The sequence below is a fragment of the Streptomyces sp. VRA16 Mangrove soil genome, assembly GCF_017377775.1.
Taxonomy (GTDB): Bacteria; Actinomycetota; Actinomycetes; order Streptomycetales; family Streptomycetaceae; genus Streptomyces.
The window spans coordinates 80729-103591 of the sequence record NZ_JAFVLN010000021.1 but is presented as its reverse complement, the minus strand read 5'-3'; the positions used below and the strand labels follow the sequence as shown (position 1 = coordinate 103591).

General features: G+C 72.1%; 21 protein-coding genes. 8 read left to right on the top strand and 13 right to left on the bottom strand.

All coding sequences use genetic code 11. From position 1 onward, the window contains the following. Window positions 1-73 precede the first annotated feature (73 nt). The 7 genes from moeZ to J3486_RS38270 all read right to left on the bottom strand — a co-directional run bounded on the left by moeZ (window position 74) and on the right by J3486_RS38270 (window position 9337). Window positions 74-1252: an adenylyltransferase/sulfurtransferase MoeZ gene (moeZ, locus tag J3486_RS38300; protein WP_207828508.1), complete on the bottom strand. Its 1179-nt coding sequence runs from the start codon at window positions 1250-1252 to the stop codon at window positions 74-76. A gap of 63 nt (window positions 1253-1315) precedes the next feature. Then, complete coding sequence (locus J3486_RS38295; RefSeq protein WP_207828506.1) at window positions 1316-2065, bottom strand: spherulation-specific family 4 protein; 750 nt, start codon at window positions 2063-2065, stop codon at window positions 1316-1318. Continuing rightward, a complete protein-coding gene (locus tag J3486_RS38290) occupies window positions 2053-3021 on the bottom strand; it encodes an NAD(P)-dependent oxidoreductase (protein WP_207828504.1) in 969 nt (322 codons plus the stop codon). The genes J3486_RS38295 and J3486_RS38290 overlap by 13 nt, the downstream gene beginning before the upstream one ends. 289 nt (window positions 3022-3310) lie before the next feature. Continuing rightward, window positions 3311-4840 (bottom strand): hypothetical protein, encoded by a 1530-nt coding sequence (locus tag J3486_RS38285; protein WP_207828503.1) that lies wholly within the window; start codon window positions 4838-4840, stop codon window positions 3311-3313. Beyond that, the gene (locus J3486_RS38280) at window positions 4837-6705 is read right to left on the bottom strand and encodes a DUF3492 domain-containing protein (protein ID WP_207828501.1); all 1869 of its coding nucleotides are present in this window, start codon (window positions 6703-6705) and stop codon (window positions 4837-4839) included. Before J3486_RS38280 ends, J3486_RS38285 begins: the two co-directional genes overlap by 4 nt. A gap of 200 nt (window positions 6706-6905) precedes the next feature. Next, window positions 6906-8216: a DUF3152 domain-containing protein gene (locus tag J3486_RS38275; protein WP_374194825.1), complete on the bottom strand. Its 1311-nt coding sequence runs from the start codon at window positions 8214-8216 to the stop codon at window positions 6906-6908. A gap of 8 nt (window positions 8217-8224) precedes the next feature. Further along, entirely contained in the window at window positions 8225-9337 is a 1113-nt protein-coding gene (locus J3486_RS38270) for an alpha/beta fold hydrolase (protein ID WP_229379260.1), read from the bottom strand. 238 nt (window positions 9338-9575) lie between these two features. On the opposite strand from J3486_RS38270, the gene J3486_RS38265 reads away from it, so the two are divergent. From J3486_RS38265 to J3486_RS38250, 4 genes are all read left to right on the top strand, one after another. Next, window positions 9576-9794, top strand: a complete 219-nt coding sequence (locus tag J3486_RS38265; RefSeq protein ID WP_207828500.1) for a hypothetical protein — start codon at window positions 9576-9578, stop codon at window positions 9792-9794. 197 nt (window positions 9795-9991) lie between these two features. After that, window positions 9992-10633: a TetR/AcrR family transcriptional regulator gene (locus J3486_RS38260; protein ID WP_207828499.1), complete on the top strand. Its 642-nt coding sequence runs from the start codon at window positions 9992-9994 to the stop codon at window positions 10631-10633. Window positions 10634-10797: 164 nt separating this feature from the next. After that, window positions 10798-11025 carry a DUF3107 domain-containing protein gene (locus J3486_RS38255; RefSeq protein WP_207828498.1) on the top strand — a complete coding sequence of 76 codons (228 nt, stop codon included), beginning with the start codon at window positions 10798-10800 and terminating at the stop codon, window positions 11023-11025. A gap of 289 nt (window positions 11026-11314) precedes the next feature. Continuing rightward, window positions 11315-11590 carry a hypothetical protein gene (locus J3486_RS38250; RefSeq protein ID WP_207828497.1) on the top strand — a complete coding sequence of 92 codons (276 nt, stop codon included), beginning with the start codon at window positions 11315-11317 and terminating at the stop codon, window positions 11588-11590. 2 nt (window positions 11591-11592) lie between these two features. Here the strand turns inward: J3486_RS38250 and J3486_RS38245 are convergent, their stop codons facing one another. Then, entirely contained in the window at window positions 11593-12357 is a 765-nt protein-coding gene (locus tag J3486_RS38245; RefSeq protein ID WP_374194824.1) for a ferritin-like fold-containing protein, read from the bottom strand. A 535-nt stretch (window positions 12358-12892) separates the two neighbouring features. On the opposite strand from J3486_RS38245, the gene J3486_RS38240 reads away from it, so the two are divergent. Then, window positions 12893-15220 (top strand): DEAD/DEAH box helicase, encoded by a 2328-nt coding sequence (locus J3486_RS38240; RefSeq protein WP_207828495.1) that lies wholly within the window; start codon window positions 12893-12895, stop codon window positions 15218-15220. Window positions 15221-15356: 136 nt separating this feature from the next. Beyond that, window positions 15357-16256: an alpha/beta fold hydrolase gene (locus tag J3486_RS38235; RefSeq protein WP_207828493.1), complete on the top strand. Its 900-nt coding sequence runs from the start codon at window positions 15357-15359 to the stop codon at window positions 16254-16256. Between the two features lie 353 nt (window positions 16257-16609). On the opposite strand, the gene J3486_RS38230 is transcribed toward J3486_RS38235, so the two are convergent. Beyond that, the gene (locus J3486_RS38230; protein WP_207828491.1) at window positions 16610-17524 is read right to left on the bottom strand and encodes an NYN domain-containing protein; all 915 of its coding nucleotides are present in this window, start codon (window positions 17522-17524) and stop codon (window positions 16610-16612) included. 251 nt (window positions 17525-17775) lie between these two features. On the opposite strand from J3486_RS38230, the gene J3486_RS38225 reads away from it, so the two are divergent. Next, window positions 17776-17928 (top strand): hypothetical protein, encoded by a 153-nt coding sequence (locus J3486_RS38225; protein WP_181512666.1) that lies wholly within the window; start codon window positions 17776-17778, stop codon window positions 17926-17928. Window positions 17929-18014: 86 nt separating this feature from the next. Here the strand turns inward: J3486_RS38225 and J3486_RS38220 are convergent, their stop codons facing one another. From J3486_RS38220 to J3486_RS38210, 3 genes are all read right to left on the bottom strand, one after another. Next, on the bottom strand, window positions 18015-18620 hold the full coding sequence (locus J3486_RS38220; RefSeq protein ID WP_207828490.1) for a MarC family protein: 606 nt from the start codon (window positions 18618-18620) through the stop codon (window positions 18015-18017). A gap of 115 nt (window positions 18621-18735) precedes the next feature. Further along, on the bottom strand, window positions 18736-19608 hold the full coding sequence (locus tag J3486_RS38215; RefSeq protein ID WP_207828489.1) for a PHP domain-containing protein: 873 nt from the start codon (window positions 19606-19608) through the stop codon (window positions 18736-18738). Between the two features lie 172 nt (window positions 19609-19780). Further along, complete coding sequence (locus tag J3486_RS38210; protein WP_207828488.1) at window positions 19781-20419, bottom strand: DUF6758 family protein; 639 nt, start codon at window positions 20417-20419, stop codon at window positions 19781-19783. A gap of 169 nt (window positions 20420-20588) precedes the next feature. Here J3486_RS38210 and J3486_RS38205 point away from each other — a divergent pair, with 169 nt between their 5' ends. After that, entirely contained in the window at window positions 20589-21845 is a 1257-nt protein-coding gene (locus J3486_RS38205) for an MFS transporter (protein ID WP_207828487.1), read from the top strand. A 3-nt stretch (window positions 21846-21848) separates the two neighbouring features. Here the strand turns inward: J3486_RS38205 and J3486_RS38200 are convergent, their stop codons facing one another. After that, the gene (locus J3486_RS38200) at window positions 21849-22442 is read right to left on the bottom strand and encodes a suppressor of fused domain protein (RefSeq protein ID WP_207828486.1); all 594 of its coding nucleotides are present in this window, start codon (window positions 22440-22442) and stop codon (window positions 21849-21851) included. Window positions 22443-22863: the final 421 nt, after the last annotated feature.

Here is a 22863-nt window from a genome sequence, read left to right as displayed (position 1 = left end):
GGGACGGGCCCCGCGCGTGGTGCGCGGGACCCGTCCGGGACAGTCGCATCCGGGCCGTGGCCCGGTGGTCCGGCTAGTAGACCGGCTTGTCCGGCTCGATCTGGTTGACCCAGCCGATGACGCCGCCGCCGACGTGCACGGCGTCGGAGAAGCCCGCGGACTTCAGCACGGCGAGGACTTCCGCACTGCGGACACCCGTCTTGCAGTGCAAGACGATCTTCTTGTCCTGCGGCAGTCCCTCCAGGGCCGTGCCCATCAGGAACTCGTTCTTCGGGATCAGCTTGGCGCCCGGGATGGAGACGATCTCGTACTCGTTCGGCTCGCGGACGTCGATGATCTCGATGTTCTCGCCGTCGTCGATCCACTCCTTGAGCTGCTTGGGAGTGATCGTCGAACCGGCGGCCGCCTCCTGGGCCTCCTCGGACACGACGCCGCAGAAGGCCTCGTAGTCGATGAGCTCGGTGACGGTCGGGTTCTCGCCGCAGACCGCGCAGTTGGGGTCCTTGCGGACCTTGACCTGGCGGTACTGCATCTCAAGGGCGTCGTAGATCATCAGGCGGCCGACGAGCGGGTCGCCGACACCGGCCAGGACCTTGATCGCCTCGGTGACCTGGATGGAGCCGATGGACGCGCACAGCACGCCCAGGACGCCGCCCTCGGCGCAGGAGGGGACCATGCCCGGCGGCGGGGGCTCCGGGTACAGGCAGCGGTAGCACGGCCCGTGCTCGGACCAGAAGACCGAGGCCTGGCCGTCGAAGCGGTAGATGGAACCCCACACGTAGGGCTTGTTGAGCAGCACGCAGGCGTCGTTGACGAGGTAGCGCGTCGCGAAGTTGTCCGTGCCGTCGACGATCAGGTCGTACTGGCTGAAGATGTCCATCACGTTGTCGGCCTCGAGCCGCTCTTCGTGAAGGATCACGTTCACGTACGGGTTGATGCCGAGGACCGAGTCCTTCGCGGACTCCGCCTTGGACCGGCCGATGTCGGACTGGCTGTGAATGATCTGGCGCTGCAGGTTCGACTCGTCGACCTCGTCGAACTCCACGATGCCGAGCGTGCCTACGCCCGCCGCGGCGAGGTACATCAGCGCCGGCGATCCGAGGCCGCCGGCGCCCACACAGAGCACCTTGGCGTTCTTCAGCCGCTTCTGCCCGTCCATCCCGACATCCGGGATGATCAGGTGGCGGGAGTACCTGCGGACCTCGTCTACGGTGAGCTCAGCAGCTGGCTCGACCAGGGGTGGCAGCGACACGGGGACTCCGTTGGTCGGTATCTACGTACGGTTGTTCCGTCTGTAACACTGCCACGCCCTCCTTCATTCCGAGACACCTGGTCCGATACGCGAGACGATTTCGTCCCAGTACCCGGGCATCGTCTCCCAGGGGTCGCTCGGGCCCCCGCGGTCCGTGCGGTCGGTGAAGTAGATGGTGCCCGCGCCCTGCCAGCGCGCGATGCGCAGCGCCTCCTCCAGATGACCGCGCGGCATCCCGTGGACGAAGTGGCAGAACTTCTCGGGCGGATACTCAGCGGTCCACTCCGCGACCTGCGACCAGCGGTAGTCGCTCCACGGGCCGGAGAACGTCACCAACTGGTCGGCGGATTCGGCGTATCCGGGGTACGGGTGGGTGCCGTGCCCGAGCACGATGTACGCGCCGTCGACGAGGGCGCGCAGCGTCGCGACGGTGCGGCGCACCTCAGGCAGGGCGGCCCGCTCGGTGGGGCAGCGGTCGATGCTGAAGCCGTCGACCCGGTACCAGTCGAGGAAGCGGTGGGCGTCGGAGACGATCTCGCCGAAGGAGCGCGCCCCGTACGTCATGTCCAAGTGACCAAGAACACGGATGCCCGCGTTGCGCAGCCGGCCCGCCGCTTCGAGACAGTGCGGATCGGGACGGCTGCCTGGCCCACTCGCGACATTCAGGACGACCCAGTGCAAAGGGGTTTCCGGGCGGGCGAGTTCGGCCCACTCGGCGGGGGCGACGAGGGGGTGGGCGAAGCCCGGGATGCCAAAGCCGAGGCGGACGTCGGTGCCCGACTGGCCGGTCGCGGCAGGGGTCAGATACGGCATGCCGCCTCCATCCAGATGTCGGCGAGGGACTCTTCGAGGTTGATGCGGGGGCGCCAGCCGAGGCGGTCGCGGGCGGTGCGCACATCGGCCTGCTGCCAGCTGCCGCAACCGTCCGGGTACGGGTACGCGGCGGGCGGACTGTGCAGCCCGTGGTCGGATTCGGAGCGCGGGTGGCCCACGGATGTGCGGACCCCGACCGGTGGGGCGTCGAGCTCGTGGAGGGCGCCGCCGAAGCCGGCGACGCGGGCGAGCACGGCGGCGGCGTCGCGCAGCCGCACGGCGCGGCCCGAGCCGATGTTGATGACGCCCTGCGCGGCGGAGAGCGAGGCGGCGTGCACGGCGCGGGCCACATCGCGTACGTCGATGAAGTCGCGCTGGGCGCCGAGGCCGCCGAGCTTCAGTTCGCCGTCACCGGCCTGCATCGCGCGGCGCATCGCCTCGGCCAGCCGGCCGAGCGGGGATCCGGCGGGGGTGCCGGGGCCCGCGGGCGAGAAGACGCGCAGGACGACGGCGTCGAGGCCGGAGCCGAGGACGAGTTCGGTGGCGGCGAGCTTGCTGACGCCGTACGGGCCGCCGGGCCTGGGCACCGCGTCCTCGGCGGTGGACGAGCCGGGCTGCGAGGGCCCGTACTCGGCACCGCAGCCGATCTGCACCAGCCGGGCGCCGCAGCCGCTGCGCCGCAGGGCCTCGCAGACGGTGGCGACGGCGACGGTGTTGTGCCGGGTGAGCTCGCGGGCTCCGCCGCGGGTGGCGCCCGCGCAGTTGATGACCACCCCCGGGTGCACGGCGTCCAGGAAGCGGGTGAGCGCGCCCGGGCTGCCGGAGGCGAGGTCGAAGCGGACGTCGGCGTCGTCGCCCCGGCCGAGCGCGGTGAGCTGCACGGCGGGGTCGGCCAGCAGCCGGTCGGCGACGAAGCGGCCGATGTACCCGTTGGCTCCGATCAGCAGGACCCTCATCGGACGCCTCCCGGATTCGGCGCCGTACGCGCCGCGCACGGGGCACACCCGTCGCGGGTCGCGCGCTGCCCGTGGGTTCCGCGCTGCCCATGAGGTCCGGAGTATCCGGCGTATCCGGCGCCTCCGGGTGGAGGGGTGGTCATCTGGCGTTCTCCTTACGGATGTTGCTGAGGGTCGACGGAAGGGCCCGCGGTGTCGGCCCCGCGGGAGCAGGGAGGAACTCATGCCGGGTGCGGTACGCGCGGGGGCAGGGCGCGCTCTGCTGCGGCACAGGTGGTGCGTGGAGTGGTCATGGGGCGCTCGCGGCGTTGTCGGTGCGCGCGTGGGCGGAGGCCCGGGTCAGGGTCCTGGTGGCGTGGATCAGCAGGGCCAGGGCGGCGACGGCGCAGGCGGTGGCGGGCACCACGCCCGCTCCGGCCGCGTCGACCGCGGTCTCGACCGGGGCGCCGAGGAAGGAGCAGCCCGGCAGCCGTGCGGCGAAGACCGTGGCGACGGCCAGGGCCTCGGCGCAGGCGGCCGCGCCCAGGACCGCGGTGGGCGCGTGGGTGCGGCCGTGCGCGGTGAGCAGGCGGGCGAGCAGCAGCAGGACGCCCAGGGTGCCTGCTCCCACGAAGGAGCCTTGGGCGGACCGGTCGAGGGCGGCCCCGGCCACGCCGAGGAGCACGGCCAGGACGGCGGCGAACAGGAGGACGCTGCCGAGGAGCAACGGCCGGACGGAGGAGGTGAATTCGGCGAGCCCCCGGCTGGCGGCGAGGCGTCGGCGGGCCCCGGCGACGAAGAGCCGGGCGCACCAGGTCGCGGGGGCGACCGCGACGGCGAGGGCGAGCAGCGGAGCGGTGGCGGGGGGCCATGCCCCGTCGGGGCCGCCGGCGAGCGCGGCGTTCAGGAAGCCGTCGCCGAAGACCGCGTAGCCGAGCAGCCACCAGACCCACAGCCGGGTCGCGGGCGCGGGCGGTCCGTCGCCGGAGCGCAGCGGCCCGTGCCGCAGGGTCGTCCGCAGGGCGGCGGCGACGGCGAGCGCGCCGCCGACCGCGACGGCCAGGTGCGTGGTGCGCGTGGTGGCGTCCAGCGCGAGCAGGACGAGTGCGCAGACGGCGCCGGGCAGCAGGGCGAGCGCGGCCCACGCACCGCGTACGCCGGAGGCCGGTGCGGGGATGGCGGCGGGCGGTTCGCCCGGTTCGCCGTCCCTCGGCATACGGGCGTACATCTCCTCGGCGAGCGAGAAGACGTCCTTGTGCCGGTAGCGGGCGGCAGTCCGGTCGGTGACACCGTGCGCCTCCAGGCCCGCGGCGATCTCCAGCGGGTCGACGGCGCGCTCGCACAGTTCGCGGTGGCGGTGCATCAGGACCTTGACGGGGTCCACTCCCGAACGGCGTTGCGCGGTACGGGGGTTGGGGAGGCGGGAGGCCGCATCCGCGCGGCCGGATCGAGGGTCCGCGAGCCTGGAGCTCGCCTGCTCTCCCCTGTCCTCGCGGGACGGGACCGGGCCGTCGGCGCGGGCACCGGGCACGCGCCCCGCGTCGGCCGCGCCGTCCGCTCCGTCGTCTCCGTCCGTCCTCCGCCACGCCCCGGGCTCCTGCAGCAACTCCGTGTCCAGGTCGGCCAGGTCGTCGAGGCTGCCGAGACCGTCGAAGCCGTCGAGGTCATCACGGGCGTCGCGGGCATCGGGGCCGTCGGCCCCGTCCAGGGCGGGCGGCTGGGTGACGGTCAGGGTGAGCGCCTCCTCCGAACCGGTCCCCCAGGCACCGGCGCCCACCGGCACCCGGGGCACGTCCGCCCCGACCCCGCTGCCGTCCTCGAACCTGTCGTCGCCGCTCATGCGTCACTCTCCCCGCAGCCTCGCGTCACCCCGGCCAACTCCTCACGAGCACCACCGCTCTCGGCGCCCGACGCCCAACTGGGCGCCCCCGTACCGGTGGAGCGGCCCGCGAGCCACGCCCCGCCGGTACCGCCGGCGGCCGACGCCGTCCACCTCCCCGGCACATGGGCCTCCGGCGGGTGGGCGAACGGCAGAGGTTCCCCGGCGTCGTCCACGGCCTCGCGGCGCACCGGGCAGTGCGAGACGATCTCCAGGTAAATGCCGTGAAATGCCGCGATGTTCTGCTCGACCGTGAACAGTTCGAGGGCCCGCGCACGGGCGGCCGCCCCCAGCCGTTCACGGCGCTCGGAGTCGCGCAGCAGCGCGACGCACGCCTCGGCGAGCGCCCGCGGGTTGCGCGGCGGGACCACGAGACCGGTGCCGCCGATCACCTCGACGACGGCGCCCACATCGGTGGACACGGTCGCGCGCCCGCAGAACATGGCCTCGACCAGGCTGATCGGGAAACCTTCGACGACGCTGGAGAGAACGACGACACCGCCGGAGCCGTAGACCTCGGCGAGGCCGGGCGCCTCGGGGGCACCGAGCTCCTCGAAGGAGACGGGGTTGTCGCCGACGGCGTGGAGCCCCTCGGCCTCGTCGGGGAAGAGCTGCGCGGCCAGCGCCTTGCAGTGGCCGAGGTACGCCTCGGCCTCCTGGTCGCCGTCGCCCTCGGCGCCGGCCGGCAGGGCCCCCACGATGCGCAGCCGCGCCTTCGGCTCCCCCTTGCGGACCTCGGCGAAGGCGTGCAGCAGGGAGATGAGGTCCTTGGACGGGTCGATCCGCCCGACCCAGACGAGCGTGTCTGGGTCCCCCGGCTCCTCGCGCTCGCCGACCTCGGCGAAGCGGGACGCCTCCATGCCGGGGTGCACGGTGCGCAGTTTGGCGCGGTCCGCGCCGCACCGCTCCTGCCAGCGCCTGGCGTGGGCGTTGCCGGGGGTGATGACGGCGGCCTGCCGGTAGATCTCGGCGGCGAGCCGTCCGTGGAAGGCGGCGAGGAGGGCGCGCACCGGCGCACTCAGCTCGGCGTCGCCCGCGGCGATGTACCGGGCCCGCAGCTGCACGCCGTACTCGGTGACCAGCAGCGGGACCCCGTGGAACCGCTTGGCGACGAGTCCCGGCAGGGCCGCGGCGCCGCCCGACGTGGCGTGGCAGAGGTCGACGGCGCCGAGCCCACCGCCCCCGGAGAGGCCCGAGGGGCCGGAGGCGTCGTCGTACCAGTCGAGGGAGAGCGGTCGCAGCGTGGACTCGACCTCGGCGGCGAAGGCCAGCAGGTCGGGCACCCGGGCGGCTCGGGCGGCCCGCAGGGCGCCCGGCGCACGACAGGCGCGCTCCAGGATCCGCACGGCGGCCTCGGAGCGCAGCGCGGACCCCAGTCCACCCTCGTCCCTGGCGAGTTCGGCCAGTCCGTAGAGCGCGTTGGCGAAACGGTCCGCCTCACTGCGGCCACCGCCGCCGACGCCGGTGGCGGCACCGGCACCGGCACCGGCACCAAGGTCACCCCCGTCCGCGCCCCCGCACACCACGGAACCGACCAGTTCCGCGTACAGCGCGGCGAATCGACGCCGGGCGCGCCGCCCGAGGTCCCCGCCGCGCACCCCGTCCTCGCCGCTCCCCGCCCGCGCCGACCAGAGCGACGCGGTCCGCACGAGGCAGACCTGCGGGGGCAGTTCGAGCCAGCCCGCGTCCTCCTGCTCCTGGCTGCGGCTGAGCGCGTAGATGTCGAACTCGTGCTGCTCGAGCCCGCGCACGAGCCGGTCGCACCAGAGTCTGGCCTCACCGCTCACATACGGATAGCCACCCTCGGTAAGCAGTCCGATACGCACGAGTACACCCCCGATCTCCCTTGTGGGGAGCCGCCGTTGGTCCGGCGGCTCGCAGCGGGACGAACGTATGCGGACATGCCGGTGGCGGGATGGACGGTTGTCCATCGCGCCACCAAAAGGGGTGAACGGTCGTAACTTTCGCGGGCGCGTGACGTTCTGTCGCGCTAAGAGATCATCCCGCTACGCACCGCTACAAAGCGTCAAGCGTTGGGGAACGGCCAGGGGTTGGGCTTGCAGGTGATCCCGCCGAAGGTCAGGAACTTGGTCTGCTGCTGCATCACGGGTGCGAGCGCGCCCTCCTGCGAGCAAGTGACGTGGTTGTACCCGAGCCGGTGCCCGACCTCGTGATTGATGAGCATCTGGCGGTACGGGTGCATCGACTTGGCGTGGAGCACGCCGTCGTACGTCTTCGAACCCTGCGCCCAGCGATAGGCGTTGATCATCACGCGCTCGGTGGCGGCCGAGTCACACGACACGTTGTCCTGGGTCGTGTCGAGGCCCGACTTCGCGCACCAGAACCCGGTGGCGCCAGGACTGGCCAACGTGATCACGAAGTCCGGCTTGCCGGAGGAGATCCGCTCGAAGGTGCGGGCGTTGCCGTGGGCCCAGCTCCGCTTGTCGTTGAGCGTCTTCTGCACGGCCTGCGCGAACAGGGCGCCGTCGAGCCCGAGACCCTTCTCGACGTCGACGCGGTAGCGGAACTTCTGCCCGCGGCCCGGCGCCTTGTCGGAGCCACCGACCGCCTCGAACTTCCCCGTCCCCTTCAGATCGGCCGCCAGCGGGTACTTCTTGGCCATCTTCTGGTCGTACGTCGCCGGAGCCGCCTGCGCGGTCTTCGAGGGCGTGGCCCGGTCGTCCGAGCGCGAGGCCGAGCCGTCCTGGGCGCGGGTGCCGCCGACCGCCCGCGACGTGACGTCACCGGACGAGCCGCCGCCCCCGTCGGCGACCTGGCCCGCGACGACGACGGCGAGCACGGTGGTCACCGCGGCGGCCGCGATCCCGGTGAAAGTGAGCCCCTTGCCGCGCTTCTCCCGCTCACCGCCCGGCAGGACGTCGTTTGAGCCCGAGCCCGCACCCGGGCCCGAGGGACCCGTCTGCCGCCCGACGGAGGGCGCCTCGGCGTCCCACTGCGTGACGGAGTCGTACGGGTCACGGCTCGCGGGGGCGTCGAACGCGTCGACGTAGTCCTGGCGCGGGGCACGTGAGCGCGGGTGCGGCACCGACGGCGTCCCGGCCGGGGGTGTGGTGTGCGGCGCCCGCGCCTGCGGGGGACCGCCGGGCGCGCCCCAGCCGCCGCCCCGCTCCCGCTGCTCGGGGTGGCCGCCGCGGGCGTACGGCTCACTCGGCCGCGCGGACGTGTGGGCCGGGGCCGCGGCGCCCTCCGGTGCAGGTTTCCTGCGTCGGCGCCCGGTGCCCGGCGCCGGATGCGGCGGGCCCTGCACCACGGGTGGTGACGTTATGTCGGCAGTGTCGCCGTTGTCTGCCGGTCCTCGGCGGCTGTGCCGTCCCACTGGCCGCCTCAGCTCCCCAGTTTCGTTCGGTAGGTCGTACTGTCCTTCGCTTCACCCGGTTCACCTGGCTCACCTGGCTCACCCGGCTCGGCCGGCTCGGCCGGCTCGGCCGAACCTCCGGCCTCCGCCTGCGAAGCGGTCCCTCTTCTCGACTCCTCCAACGCCCCGACGTCCGCGAGGAGTTCCCTGAACGCGGTGGCCACCGTGTCCGGGTACTCCATCATCGCCACATGCCCCGCGTCAGGGAGCGTGAGGAGGCGCGACTCCCGGAAGGCGCGCACCGCACGCGCCGCCATCCGGTAGGAGACGAGCAGGTCGCGTCCGCCGTAGACGAGCAGCGTCGGCGCGAGCACCCGCTCGGCCTGGCGCCACAGGCCGTGCTGGCCGCCGAGCGTGTACGCGTTCACGACCCCGCGCGCGGAGCGGGCCATCGCGTCCCAGAAGTACGGCAGCCGCAGGCGCCGCTCCATCTCGTCGACCGCGGCCCGGAAGCCCTCCGGCGAGACCCGGTTCGGATCGCCGTAGCAGAGGGCCATGACGCCCCGGACCCGCTGCTCGGGGGTCCACTCCTTCGTGAGACGCGTGAAGAGCACGGCCACGCCGGGCACGGCGAGCAGTCCGGTCGGCAGGGCGGTGCGCTGCACGCGGATCTCCGGCAGCGCGGGCGACACCAGCGTCAGGGTGCGGACGAGATCGGGCCGTACGGCGGCGACACGGGTGGCCACGGCGCCACCCATCGAGTTCCCGAAGAGGTGGACGGGGCCGCGCCGCCGCGAGTCGAGATAACGGATGACCGCGCGCGTGTGCCCGGTCACCGAGTAGTTGCCGTCGTCCGGTGGCGGCGAGTCGCCGAAGCCGGGCAGATCGAGCGCCTCGCCGTCCACGACGTCCGAGAGCAGCGGCATCAGCGCCGACCAATTCTGCGAGGAGCCGCCGAGACCATGGACGTAGAGCGCCGGAGGCAGTCCCTCCCGCGTGCCCGGGTACGACCGGATCGTCAGCGTCAGCCCCGGCAGACCGACCTCGCGCAGCCGCTCCCCCTCCGCGACCCGGACGGCACCCGGCTTGGGTGCCACAGCGGCGACGGCAGGAGGCACACGCGGCGAATCGGTCGAAGACATGCGGCATATGTTACGAGGTGATCACGCAGTGGATCGTGTGTTCGCCATCACAGATCCCGCACACCTCTACCCAAAGCTCTCCGGCACCGGTTCCGCGGCCACGAACAAAGCGGACATGAGCGACACGGAGCTCGGTCGCGAGTCGGACACGAGATCGCATAGCGCCTCGATCGGGTGTCTCCTACGCTCGTAACAGGGCACCCGCCCACGCACGGCCAGGTGAGGAAGGGAGCCACTGATGACGGTCGACCCGAGCGATCCCGAGACCTTCACGGACGACACCCCGGAGGAGATCGACGTGGAGGCACCGGAGGCCGACGCCGCCGAGCAGTCCGCGGATCTCACCCCCGACGGGGACGACGTACCGGGTGAACCGGCCGATCCGGACGGCTCGAACGAGGCGGACCGGGCCGAGCAGGCCAGGGTCGTCTCGCTCGACGAGGACGACTATCGGTGACCGCGCGGTCGCTGTGCCGCACATCCAAGACGCCCGAGGCGTCGGTATGCGCCACTTTGCGACCAGGGGGCCGCTACAGGCGGTTTTCACAGACGTCCGGTCCGTGAAATTCTGCGCTCGCACCGCGCACATCCTGGTTACCCAAAAGTACGATGACGGCGCGGCGCACACCGCACACGGACGATTTGGGAGGCGGCGTGACAGCCATCGAGCAGACGGAGGCAGCGCGCCCCAAGGGCACACGCCTGCCGCGCCGAGCCCGACGCAATCAGCTTCTGGGCGCGGCCCAGGAGGTGTTTGTCGCACAGGGGTACCACGCGGCCGCGATGGACGACATCGCCGAGCGCGCCGGGGTCAGCAAGCCGGTGCTCTACCAGCACTTCCCGGGCAAGCTCGAGCTCTACCTGGCCCTGCTCGACCAGCACTGCGAGTCCCTGCTCCAGTCGGTGCGCACGGCGCTGGCCTCCACGAACGACAACAAGCAGCGCGTGCAGGCGACCATGGACGCCTACTTCGCGTACGTCCAGGACGAGGGCGGCGCGTTCCGCCTGGTCTTCGAGTCGGACCTGACGAACGAGCCGGCGGTGCGCGAGCGTGTCGACCGGGTCAGCCTGCAGTGCGCCGAGGCCATCTCCGACGTGATCGCCGAGGACACGGGCCTGTCGAAGGACGAGTCGATGCTGCTCGCGGTCGGACTCGGCGGCGTCTCGCAGGTCGTCGCCCGCTACTGGCTGTCCAGCGCGAGCCCGGTGCCGCGCGACAAGGCGGTGCAGTTGCTCAGCTCGCTGGCGTGGCGCGGAATCGCCGGGTTCCCGCTGCACGGCGTCGAGCACCACTGACCCCTGTGGCACCGGCCGACGACGGCCGTCCCGTTTTGTTCCCGTTCCGCTGTTCGCTCTTGGCGTGCAGCCGTGGCCCCGGGAGCCTCGGCCGGGCGGGCTAATCTTTGCTGCGTACGGCGCGGTCGTCCGCGCACATCACGGATCGTCGGAGGGACAAGGCCGTGGAGGTCAAGATCGGCGTGCTGCACACGCCCCGCGAGATCGTTCTGGAGAGCGACCAGTCCGCCGAGGCTGTCGAGTCCGCGGTGGGCGCGGCGCTGTCCGGCAAGGCGCAGCTGCTCTCCCTGACGGACGAGAAGGGCCGCAAGGTCCTGGTGCCGGCGGACCGTATCGCCTACGTGGAACTGGGCGAGCCCGCGGTGCGGAAGGTGGGCTTCGGCCCCCTGTAGCAGTCCGGGCAGTGCACCGGAGAGACAGTGAGAAGGGCCCGACGGCAGTCTGCCGCCGGGCCCTTCTCGTACGTTCTCGCGCACGTTCTCGCGCACGTACTCGCGCACGTTCTCGCGCACGTTCTCGCGCACGTACTCGCGCACGTTCTCGCGCACGTTCCCGCGCACGTTCTCGCACGCACAGCACGAGCACAGCGAATGCACACAGGGAGGATTGCATTCCGGGCCCCAGGGGTAGACCGGCTAGGACCGATTTGCACCTACTGGCCGCGCGGGAGGGACCCTCACCATGCTTCTTGAAGCCCTTGGCTCCGCACTGCTCGGCCTGGCCCTGGCCTGGGCCGCGAGCCACCGACTCCCCCACCGGCTGCCGTCACGCGCGCTGGTGCTGCCCACCGGAGTCATCGGCGCCCTGTTCGGCGCCTTCGTCACCCACACCTCACTGGGTCCCGGCCACGTGCTCGCCACGCTCGGGGGCTCCGTCGTGATGGCGGTGGCCCTGCTGTCGCTGCTGCTGCGCCCCACCCGGGGCAGAGCGCGGCAGCAGCTGACTCCGTACGCGTAGGCCTAGGCCGCGAGGCCCAGCGCCGCCATCCGCTTGGTGTGGGCCTCGGTGATCCGCGAGAACATCTTGCCGACCTCGGCCAGGTCGAAGCCGTCGGCGACGCCGCCGACCAGCATCGTCGACAGGGCGTCGCGGTCGGCGACCACCCGCTGCGACTGCGACAGGGCCTCGCCCATCAGGCGCCGCGCCCACAGCGCGAGCCGGCCGCCCACGCGCGGCTCGGCGTCGATGGCGGCGCGCACCTTCTCGACGGCGAACGAGGCGTGCCCCGTGTCGTCGAGCACCGCGAGCACCAGGGAGCGGGTGTCGGTGTCGAGCCGGGCCGCGACCTCACGGTAGAAGTCGGAGGCGATCGAGTCACCCACGTAGGCCTTGACGAGGCCCTCCAGCCAGTCCGACGGCGCGGTCTGCTTGTGGAAGCCGTCGAGGGCACTGACGAACGGGTCCATCGCCTCGGTCGGCTCGGCGCCGATCGCCGAGAGCCGGTCGCGCAGCTGCTCGAAGTGGTGGAACTCGGCGGAGGCCATCTTCGCCAGCTCCGCCTTGTCGGCGAGCGTCGGCGCCAGCTTGGCATCCTCGGCGAGCCGCTCGAACGCCGCCAGCTCGCCGTACGCGAGGGCGCCGAGCAGGTCGACGACGGCGGCGCGGTAGTTGTCGTCCGCGGACGCGGTGGCCCAGTCCTGGGCGGCGATCCCGGTCGGAGTCTCGGTCGCGTCGGTCGCTCCGGTGGCGGGCTTGGCGTTGTCAGACGTCTCCATGGAGCGCACAATAGCCCGCTCGCCGCCGCCGGGAAGTCCCTGGTCAAAGAGTGTGACGACGGCTACGTGACCAATTCGGCCATCGCACATGCGCCTTTCCGGGGTATGGTGGTAAAGAGCCCGCCGAGTGCAAGCCGGTCTGCGTACCACCGCTGAGCCGTTTGCGCGTACATCCGACGGGCCGCACGAATGAGGATGCCCGGTCGGAGGCCCGATCGGCTCCGACCCGACAGCCCTCCGGGTCGTACGTCACAAGGCGTACGGATCGAGGAGGGGCCCTCAGCGGCACGAGCGCTCGAGCGTCGGCAGTGGTCCCGCGCCATCCGGACCGTCCGCGTCAGCGGATCAGGACCGGCGTACCAAAGGCACGGCACTGGCACGGTCAAGACCCCCGCGTTCGCCTCGTACCGCACCTCACAGAAGAGGCAACACCCTGACTACGCAGACTTCGCCGACCTCCACGTTCCGCCAGCTCGGCATTCTTCCCGAGACGGCAGAGGCCCTTGAGGCCGTCGGCATCATCACCCCCTTCCCCATCCAGGAGATGACCCTCCCCGTCGCCCTCTCCGGCTCGGACGTCATCGGCCAGGCCAAGACCGGTACGGGCAAGACCCTCGGTTTCGGTCTGCCGCTGCTGGAGCGCGTCACCGTCCCCGCGGACGTCGAGGCCGGCCGGGCCACGCCCGAGCAGCTCACCGACGCCCCGCAGGCGCTCGTCGTCGTCCCGACGCGCGAGCTGTGCACGCAGGTCACCAACGACCTGCTCACCGCCGGCAAGGTGCGCAACGTGCGCGTTCTGGCCATATATGGCGGTCGCGCCTACGAGCCCCAGGTCGAGGCCCTCAAGAAGGGCGTCGACGTGATCGTCGGTACGCCCGGGCGACTCCTCGACCTCGCCGGCCAGAAGAAGCTCAACCTCTCGCACGTGAAGGCGCTCGTCCTCGACGAGGCCGACGAGATGCTCGACCTGGGCTTCCTGCCCGACGTCGAGAAGATCATCAACATGCTTCCGGCGAAGCGTCAGACGATGCTGTTCTCGGCGACCATGCCGGGCGCCGTCATCGGCCTGGCCCGCCGTTACATGTCGCAGCCCACGCACATCCGCGCCACCGCGCCGGACGACGAGGGCGCGACCGTGCGCAACATCTCGCAGCACGTGTACCGCGCGCACAACATGGACAAGCCCGAGATGGTCTCGCGCATCCTGCAGGCCGACGGCCGCGGGCTCGCGATGATCTTCTGCCGCACCAAGCGCACGGCCGCCGACATCGCCGACCAGCTCAAGCGGCGCGGTTTCGCGTCCGGCGCGGTCCACGGCGACCTCGGCCAGGGCGCCCGCGAGCAGGCCCTGCGCGCGTTCCGCAACGGCAAGGTCGATGTGCTGGTGTGCACCGACGTCGCCGCGCGCGGCATCGACGTCGACGGCGTCACGCACGTCATCAACTACCAGTCGCCGGAGGACGAGAAGACGTACCTCCACCGCATCGGCCGCACCGGCCGCGCGGGCAAGACCGGTACCGCGATCACGCTGGTCGACTGGGACGACATCCCGCGCTGGCAGCTGATCAACAAGGCTCTTGAGCTGAACTTCAACGACCCGGTCGAGACGTACTCGTCGTCCCCGCACCTCTTCGAGGAGCTGAACATCCCGGCGGGCACCAAGGGTGTCCTGCCGCGTTCGGAGCGCACCCGCGCCGGGCTCGACGCCGAGGAGATCGAGGACCTGGGCGAGACCGGTGGCCGCGGCGCCTCGTCGCGCGGTGGCCGTGGTGGCCGCCCCGGCCAGGGCCGCGACCGCGACCGTGACCGTGACCGGGACCGCGAGCAGGAGCGCGAGCGTCCGGCGCGCACCCCGCGCCGCCGTCGTCGTACCCGGGCCGGCGAGCCGCTGGCCGCCGAGGGCACCGCTGCCGCCGCCGCTCCGGTGACGCCGGTCGCGGACGACGAGCGGACCGTTTCCGCCGAGCCGAGGACGCCGCGGCGTCGCCGCCGCACGCGCGGTGGTGCGCAGGGCGCCCCGGCCGTCGGGACGCAGGCCGCCGAGACGGTGGCCGCTCCGGTCACGCCGGTCGCCGAGCCCGCGCCGGTGGTCGTCGAGACCGCGCCGGTCGTCGTCGAGACCGCGCCGGTCGTCGAGGCCGAGGCCCCGGCCAAGCCGCGCCGCCGCACCCGCAAGAAGGCGGCCGAGGCCGTCGTCGAGACGGTCGAGGCCGTCGAGGTCGCGCAGCCGGCCGAGGCCGAGGAGGCCCCGGCCGCACCGCGCCGCCGTACGCGCAAGAAGGCGGAGGCCGCGGTCGACACGGCGGAGGCCGTCGAGGCCAAGCCCGCCACGCGCACCCGCAAGAAGGCCGTCGCCGCCGCCCCCGCGGAGGAGACCGTCACCGAGGCCAAGCCGAAGCGCGCCCCGCGCAAGAAGGCCGTCGCCGCTGTGGACGCCAAGGCCGAGGCCGCGCTCGACACGGCCGAGGCCGTCGAGGCCAAGCCGAAGCGGACCCGCAAGAAGGCCGTCGCCGCCGCCCCCGGGGAGGAGACCGTCACCGAGGCCAAGCCGAAGCGCGCCCCGCGCAAGAAGGCCGTCGCCGCCGCCCCGGCCGAGGTCGCCGAGGAGGCCGCGGAGGCCAAGCCGCGCCGTACGCGCAAGAAGGCGGAGGCCGCGGTCGACACGGCGGAGGCCGTCGAGGCCAAGCCCGCCACGCGCACCCGCAAGAAGGCCGTCGCCGCCGCCCCCGCGGAGGAGACCGTCGCCGAGGCCAAGCCGAAGCGCGCGCCCCGCAAAAAGGCCGTGGCCGCCGCTCCGGTCGAGGCCGACGCCGCCGAGGCGCCCGCCAAGCCGCGACGCACGCGCAAGAAGGCCGTGGCCCCCGAGGCCTGAGCCCGTCGGCCCGGCACCGGCCGGTAGCACGCCGTAGAAGGCCCGGATCCCGCAGCACGCGGGGTCCGGGCCTTGCGCGTACGCCCGGCTCCGGCTCCCTGTCGCCCGGCCGCACCCCACCCCGTACGCTCACGGCATGAGCAGGCCCGTCACCTTCACGCCGCCGCCCGGCACCCGCGCGCACCTTCTGCGCACCGCCAGAGGCGAGTTCGCGGCGCTCACCGGGGAACCGGAGCCCGGACGTCCGGAGCGCGGGACCGCGCTGCTGCTGCCCGGGTTCACCGGCAGCAAGGAGGACTTCATCGCGCTGCATGCCCCGCTGGGCGCCGCCGGGTACCGGACGGTCGCCGTCGACGGGCGCGGGCAGTACGAGTCGCAGGGCCCGAAGGACGACGAATCCCCTTACGCCCAGGCCGAGTTGGCGCAGGACGTGCTCGCCCAGGTCGCGGCGCTCGACGCACCGGGCCCGGTCCATCTGCTGGGGCACTCGCTCGGCGGGCTGATCGCGCGGGCGGCGGTCATCGCGGATCCGGCACCGTTCGCGTCACTGACCCTGATGGCGTCGGGTCCCGCCGCCGTCGCCGAGCCCCAGCAGCAGCGGGTGAAACTGCTCCAGGACGCGCTCGCCGCGCTCGACATGGCGCAGGTCTGGGAGGCCATCCAGGCCCTCGAACCGCCCGAGGACGCGGCCGACGTACGCGACGACACGGGCGGCGTACGGGACGATCTGCGGCGCCGCTGGATGGCGAACAGTCCGGCCCAACTCATCGCCACCGGGCGGCAGTTGTGCACCGAGCCGGACCGGGTCGACGAGCTGGCCGCGCTCGCGCCACCGGTGCACGTGGTCTCGGGCGAGCGCGACGACACCTGGCCGGTGCCGCTGCTCGACGAGATGGCGCGCCGCCTGGGCGCCGAGCGCTCCGTGATCGCGGGCGCCGAGCACTCCCCCAACACCGACCGCCCGCTGGAGACGGCGGCCGCGCTGGCCGCGTTCTGGGACGGCCGCACGCCGAACCGGTCGAGCCGGCAGGGCTAGGGCCTGCACCGAAAGCCCCTCCCCCCGCCACCGCTGGGAGGTGCCCCCTGCCCCGCGGCGTCCGGCGCGCACGCGCGCGGCGTACCGAAACGCCCGTCGGCGTCGAGGTCGAGCAGATAACCGCCCGCGGCCGCAACGGGACCGAAGCCAAGGAAGTCGGGGCGCTGCCGGCCGGGCCGCCCGGGCTGAACAGCCGGACCGAGACCGGCCCGCGGCAGCAGAACCGGCCGCCCCCGAGACCGGCCCGCGGCAGCAGAACCGGCCGTCCGCCGCGGCCACCGCGTCGGCGGCCACCGCGTCGGCGGGCACGGGCAGACCGCGGAGCGGGGCGTAGGGGACTTTCGGCACACGCCCTAGTACTGCGCCTGAAGATGGCTCCAGAACCCGTCGCGCAGCGCCCGGCGCAGATCGGCCTGGCCGCGCAGCGAGTACTGCAGCATCTCCTCCGCCTCGACGAGCAGCTTCTGGTCGTCGGAACCCGGCAGGTAGGGGTAGCCCGGCAGCAGCTGGACGAGGGCTTCCGTGCCGCGCTCCCCCAGCCAGTGCGCCGCGATCTGGGCCCCGACGAAGCGGACCTGGTCGCGGCCCGGGCGGGGCTGGTCCGCGTTCTCGTACGAGGCGGTGGTGCGGCGCGAGACATACGGCTTCACGAATTCGAGGTCGAGGGTGCGCTGACTGTCGACCTCCCACAGCAGCGGCTCGGCCTGATTGCGGCCCTCCGGGGCCTCGATGCCCCACAGGTGGACGCGCGCGCCGTAGCCCTGCGCCGCCTCGACCGCGGAGACCAGGTCCTCGTCGCCGCCGAGCAGGGCGGCGTCGCTGATGGCGCGGTGCCTGGCCAGTGATTCAAGGTCGCTCCTGATGAGGGAGTCGACGCCCTTCTGCTGGTTGTTGGCGTTCAGGTTGCCGAGGCGGACCTTGACGTCGGGCAGCTCGGCGATCGACTGCTGCTCGGTGGTGTGGATGCGGCGCCGCGCGCCGTCGTACCAGTACACGCGCAGCAGCCGGCTGTCCGCGAAGATCGTGCGGGCCTTGTCGATGAGGGCGTCGATGATCCCTTCGGCGTCGAGGTCGAAGGCGCGCCGGTCCTCGGTGCCCGCGACCAGACGCCCTGCGGCGGCGTACAGGTAACCGGCGTCGACGAAGATCGCATGGGTCGACGGCGTCTTCGCGACCTCGGCGAGCATCCGCCTGAGCAGGTCGTTCGTGACGTCGATACGAGTGGCCAGGTCGGCCTGCGCCGGGGTGTCGTCGTTCATCGCAGCCATTGTCCCGGCGGTCACGCCCTGTGTACAACCAGTCCCGCTACTCACGAGTAATTAGGTTCTCGAAAAATTTCCTTAGCGTAGGGAATGTTTGCAGGGGGCAACCCGTTGTACCCATACAGAACGCGGGGCACTGTAGCCACGCAATCCACTCTTAACGGTCAGGCAACCGCCTGGCCGTACGGCGGGGCAACACTGTTGACCTGCACCAGTAGTTCTCCTTCAGGAGGATCACCAGACGAAGGGAGAAGCCCATGCGCTTCGAAATCATGCGACTCGACGACGTCGACGGCACCGCCGTGGACACCACCGTCGTGGACGCCGCCTCCGTCAACCGGATCGTTCAGCAGGCCGCTGCCATCGGGCAGCGCCTCTACATCCGCCCGGCCGAGTCGTCCGCTTCGTAACGGACAGCGACTCACACACTTCGAAGCCCCCGTACGCACGGTGCGTACGGGGGCTTCGCGCGTACCGGGACCCGCCCGGCGGGGCCTCAGGCGCCCTGGATCACCTGGGTCACGCCGTTGATGATCTGCTGCACGGCGATCGCCGAGAGCATCATGCCCGCGAGCCGGGTCACCAGGACCACGCCGCCGTCCTTGATGACGCGGATGATCACCAGCGAGTACCGCATGACGACCCAGAGGACGACATGGATCGCGAGGATCGCGGTCCAGACCGAGACCTGGGTCGCGAAGGAGTCGGCCTTCTGGACGGCGAGGATCACCGAGACGATGGCGCCGGGCCCGGCGAGCAGCGGCATGCCGAGCGGGACCAGGGCGACGTTCACGTCCTTGGTCTGCTTCGGCTCGTCCGTCTTGCCGGTCAGCAGATCGAGCGCGATCAGCAGCAGGAGCAGGCCGCCCGCGATCATCAGGGCGGGCACGGAGACATGCAGATAGTCGAGGATCCGCTGGCCCAGGACGCCGAAGACGGCGATGACACCGAAGGCGACGCAGACGGCCTGGAAGGCCATCCGCTTCTGGACCTTGGCGGGACGGCCCGCGGTGAGGGCGAGGAAGATCGGGGTGATTCCGGGGGGATCCATAATCACGAAAAGCGTGAGAAAAAGGGATCCGAAGACGGCGACGTCGAACACAGTGGGGCTTGCCTTGCGGGGTCGAGCGCGTGCGGGAGCGCGCGTGAAGGGGAGAGGGTGAGCGGGAGGGGGCGTACGGGCGCACGCGGACCGGCCGCGCGTCGGTGTACGTCGGTCAGGCGCGCTGCCCGCCGGCGCCCGGCACCGGGAAGGCGCCCGTGGCGCGGCGCGTGATCTCCCCGTAGATCTCGGGGTCGGTGGTGTACTCGCCGAGCACACACGTCTTGCGGCTGCCGTGGTAGTCCGATGAGCCGGTGGTCAGCAGGCCCACGTCGGCGGCGAGGCCGCGCAGACGCTCTCGGGTCGGCTCGTCGTGGTCCATGTGGTCGACCTCGATGCCGTCGAGACCGGCCTCGGCGAGCTTCGCGATCGTCGTCTCCGGGACCGTCCGACCACGCTTGGCGGCGCCCGGGTGCGCGAAGACGGTGACGCCGCCGGCCGCCTTCACCAGGCGGATCGCCTCGAAGGGGTCGGTCTCGTGCTTGTCGACGTAGGCGCGGCCGTCGTTGGCGAGCCACTGCTCGGTGAACGCGTCGGAGACCGTGGGCACGACGCCGAGCTCGACGAGCGCGGTGGCGATGTGCGGGCGGCCGACCGAGCCGTCGCCCGCGATGCGGGCGACCTGCTCCCAGGTGACCGGGACGCCGAGGTCGTTCAGCTTGGCGATCATGCCTTTGGCGCGCGGCACCCGGTCGTCGCGGACCAGCTCGCGCTCGGCGAGCAGTTCGGCGTTCTCCGGGTCGAAGAGGTACGCCAGCATGTGCAGGCTCACGCCGTCGACGCGGCAGGAGAGCTCCGCGCCGGTGACGAGGGTGAGCCCCGTCGACAGGCCGTGGAGCGCCGCGATCGCCTCGGCGTACCCGCGCGTGGTGTCGTGATCGGTGAGCGCCACGACGTCCAGACCCGCGGCGGCGGCATTGCGCACCAGCTCGGCCGGGCTGTCCGTGCCGTCGGAAGCGGTGGAGTGGGTGTGCAGATCGATGCGCACGGCTGCGTACTCCAGGCTCTCGGACGGACAACGGAAGGGGCCCCGCCGACAGGTGGGGCCCCACAAGGATAACGGGGATTTCACGCACCCCGGTCACGGCCGAACCCGGGCCGGACCCCTTACTCGTACAGCGCCCTCACCGGCCGCCCACAGCGTCGGCGCGGGCCCGGCGTCACTGCATGATGCGCGGCGACAGCGCCCCGCACGGCAGCAGTTCCACCTCGGCGCCCGCGTCCCGCAGATCGGTGAGGACCAGCTCGTCGTACATCAGCAGTCCGGACTGGGCGGGCCAGACGATCGCCCACAGCCACAGGCCGCGCGCCTCGCCGGCGAAGACGGCGCGGTCGTCGGGGGCGCCCTGCACGTGCCACAGCGGGGTGGGCCGCCCGGCGGCGACCACCTTGGCGTGCGGCGGGCCGACGACGTCCATGTGCGGTCCGGGGTCGGGCCCGTCGATGCCGGCGTAGCGGGCGCCGAGGCCGACGCCGAGCTCCTCCGCGACGAGCACCAGCTCACCGATGCCGCCGAGCGGTGCGGGCCCCGAGCAGGCGACGGCGGTGCCGCGGCCGCCGTGCCGGTCGTCCCCCGCGTTGGCCACGCCCGTGAAGAGCCAGCCGACGGGCAGGGGCCACGGCATCCACACGGGTACCTCGGCGCGACGCACCACGACACTGAGGGCCTCGACGCTGGGCGGGATCACAGGCTGCAGCGGATGCACGGTCCCGTGCACATCGCACTGCCAGGAGTCGGCAAAGAGTCCGGGAGCCCTGACCCGGCCACCACACTTCGGGCAACTGGGTTCGCCCCTCATAGGGCCCCACGGTCCTCCCCGTCCCGCGCCGCGTCAAGGACGATCACCCGTCCGGAGTGCGCCGGTACCTCCCGACCTCACGGGTAAATATAGATGTAGCTTGCATTAATTAGCGGCTCTAACTTATTATGTGCATACGTCAACCATCTCGACGGAAGAGGTCACGGGCATGAGCCACAGCAGTACAGGAGGTCCCGCCGAAGGGGACACGTTCGACGCAGGTGCCGGCGGCATCCTGCGTCAGCCGAAGGCGGTCTGGGCGACCGCCGGGGCATCCGTCGTCGCCTTCATGGGCATCGGGCTCGTCGACCCGATCCTGCCGTCCATCGCGCAGGGCCTCGATGCGACACCGAGTCAGGTCTCCCTGCTCTTCACCTCGTACTTCCTCATCACCGCGATCGCGATGCTGGTGACCGGGTTCGTCTCCAGCCGGATCGGCGGCAAGAAGACCCTGCTCGTCGGGCTCGCGCTGGTCGTCGTCTTCGCGGCGCTCGCCGGCACCTCGGGTTCGGTCGGCCAGTTGGTCGGCTTCCGCGCCGGATGGGGCCTGGGCAACGCGCTGTTCGTGTCGACCGCGCTGGCCGTCATCGTCGGCGCCGCGGCCGGCGGCTCCGCCGCGGCGATCCTGCTCTACGAGTCCGCGCTCGGCCTCGGCATGGCGTGCGGGCCGCTGGTGGGCGCCCTGCTCGGCAACGCCAGCTGGCGCTACCCCTTCTTCGGCACCGCCGCGCTGATGGCCGTCGGGTTCGTCTGCATCACGCTGTTCCTGAAGGAACAGCCGAAGCCCGCGCAGAAGACCTCACTGCTCGACCCGATCAAGGCGCTGGGCCACGGCGGCCTCGCCTCGGCTGCGGTCTCGGCGTTCTTCTACAACTACACGTTCTTCACGGTGCTGGCCTTCACCCCGTTCGTGCTGGACATGACCCCGTACAAGTCGGGCGGCGTGTTCTTCGCCTGGGGTGTGCTGCTCGCGCTGTTCTCGGTGATCGTGGCGCCCCGCATGCAGGCCAGGTTCGGCTCGCTCAAGGTGCTCGGCGGCTCGCTGGTCCTGCTCGCCGTGGACGTGCTCGTGCTCGGCTACGGCAGCCACACCGCGGCCATCGTCTGCACGATCCTGTCCGGCGCCTTCATCGGCGTGAACAACACCGTGTACACCGAGCTGGCCCTCGGCGTCTCGGACGCGCCGCGGCCCGTGGCCTCCGCCGGCTACAACTTCGTCCGGTGGTTCGCCGCCGCGGCCGCGCCCTACTTCGCCCCGAAGATCGAGGAGTGGAGCAACATCCACATCCCGTTCGTGGTCGCCGCGGTCACGGCGGTCCTCGGCGCGGTCGTGGTCGGGGTGCGCAGGAGCGCGCTCACCCACGAGGCCGAGGAGCTGGAGCCGAAGCACGCCACCGAGGACGGCGTCACCGTCTTCGCCGACTGACCGTCAGTCGAGGGAGACGGACCTGCGCAGCGGATCGCGCAGGTCCGTCCCGCCGTTCAGCCACTTCTCCTGCAGCGCGGCCGCGCCGTGCACCCGCTTCCAGGCCGCCTCGTTCTGCGTCATGGGCAGCAGCGGCAGAAAACGTACGGGATCCATGGGCTCGTCCAGTTCCAGGTCCTCCACCAAGCCTCCCGGCTCCGCCACCAGGACGGAGGTGAACGGGGCGTCCGGCCAGAGCGGTTCGCCCACGTCCAGCGACGCGCCCGGGGCCACGATCACGCCCTCCACCTGCGGCGAGGCCGCGAGCACCGCGAGCGGGCGGAGCACCTTGTCGGTGTCGGCGAGGCCCGCACGGACCGTCAGGACCAGTTCCGCGCGCGGCCCCTTGACCGGGTCGGCGAGGGCCGCGGTCGGGTCGGACATCGGGGCCGCCGACATCCCGAGGGTCGCGTAGCGCACGACCCCCTCGGTGTCGCCGCCCGTGAAGCGCAGCACTTCGATGCGGTCGGTGCCGAGGAACGTGACCGCCGCGCGCGCGTCCGGCTCGCCCAGGGCCGTACGGAGCCGGGCCTCTACAAGCGCAAGAACATCTCCCATCCCGCGAGCATAGAACTCGCATGGAACGGGTAAAGGCGGGGCTTGCTTCTTCAGTCGGCTGATAGTGTTGGCCGCTGGTCGGGACGGTACGCGGAGCGTGCTCTCGGATCCCGACCCGCAGACGTCCTCCACGAGGGGATGAGACGTCCCCCACGGGGGACCGGCCGGAGGAGGTGGGGCTGTCATGGATCGAAGTCGACCGTGCAGTACCACCCGTTCTTCCGGCCGATAGGCCCGTATCTCACTTCGCAGTCGCAGTCAGCGGTTCCTCGGGCTGCCCGCGCGTGCCGGAAGAGCACTTCGTCAACGCCTGATCCTTCCGATCTGCCAGATCCGAAGCAGCTGAATCAGTAAGCGAAGCCGCCCCGGCGCCGGTGCGGTGCTCCCCGCTTTGTGGACGTGCAGCATGTCCCGCTCGCCA

What these genes read in the sequence shown, in the direction of transcription:
- J3486_RS38240 (WP_207828495.1), top strand. Translation starts at nt 12,893, where the DNA reads ATGACCCTCCCCGTCGCCCTCTCCGGCTCGGACGTCATCGGCCAGGCC.
- J3486_RS38270 (WP_229379260.1), bottom strand. Translation starts at nt 9,337, where the DNA reads ATGTCTTCGACCGATTCGCCGCGTGTGCCTCCTGCCGTCGCCGCTGTG.
- J3486_RS38250 (WP_207828497.1), top strand. Translation starts at nt 11,315, where the DNA reads ATGCTTCTTGAAGCCCTTGGCTCCGCACTGCTCGGCCTGGCCCTGGCC.
- J3486_RS38290 (WP_207828504.1), bottom strand. Translation starts at nt 3,021, where the DNA reads ATGAGGGTCCTGCTGATCGGAGCCAACGGGTACATCGGCCGCTTCGTC.
- J3486_RS38295 (WP_207828506.1), bottom strand. Translation starts at nt 2,065, where the DNA reads ATGCCGTATCTGACCCCTGCCGCGACCGGCCAGTCGGGCACCGACGTC.
- J3486_RS38225 (WP_181512666.1), top strand. Translation starts at nt 17,776, where the DNA reads ATGCGCTTCGAAATCATGCGACTCGACGACGTCGACGGCACCGCCGTG.
- J3486_RS38205 (WP_207828487.1), top strand. Translation starts at nt 20,589, where the DNA reads ATGAGCCACAGCAGTACAGGAGGTCCCGCCGAAGGGGACACGTTCGAC.
- J3486_RS38235 (WP_207828493.1), top strand. Translation starts at nt 15,357, where the DNA reads ATGAGCAGGCCCGTCACCTTCACGCCGCCGCCCGGCACCCGCGCGCAC.
- J3486_RS38200 (WP_207828486.1), bottom strand. Translation starts at nt 22,442, where the DNA reads ATGGGAGATGTTCTTGCGCTTGTAGAGGCCCGGCTCCGTACGGCCCTG.
- J3486_RS38210 (WP_207828488.1), bottom strand. Translation starts at nt 20,419, where the DNA reads ATGAGGGGCGAACCCAGTTGCCCGAAGTGTGGTGGCCGGGTCAGGGCT.
- J3486_RS38265 (WP_207828500.1), top strand. Translation starts at nt 9,576, where the DNA reads ATGACGGTCGACCCGAGCGATCCCGAGACCTTCACGGACGACACCCCG.
- J3486_RS38285 (WP_207828503.1), bottom strand. Translation starts at nt 4,840, where the DNA reads ATGAGCGGCGACGACAGGTTCGAGGACGGCAGCGGGGTCGGGGCGGAC.
- J3486_RS38230 (WP_207828491.1), bottom strand. Translation starts at nt 17,524, where the DNA reads ATGGCTGCGATGAACGACGACACCCCGGCGCAGGCCGACCTGGCCACT.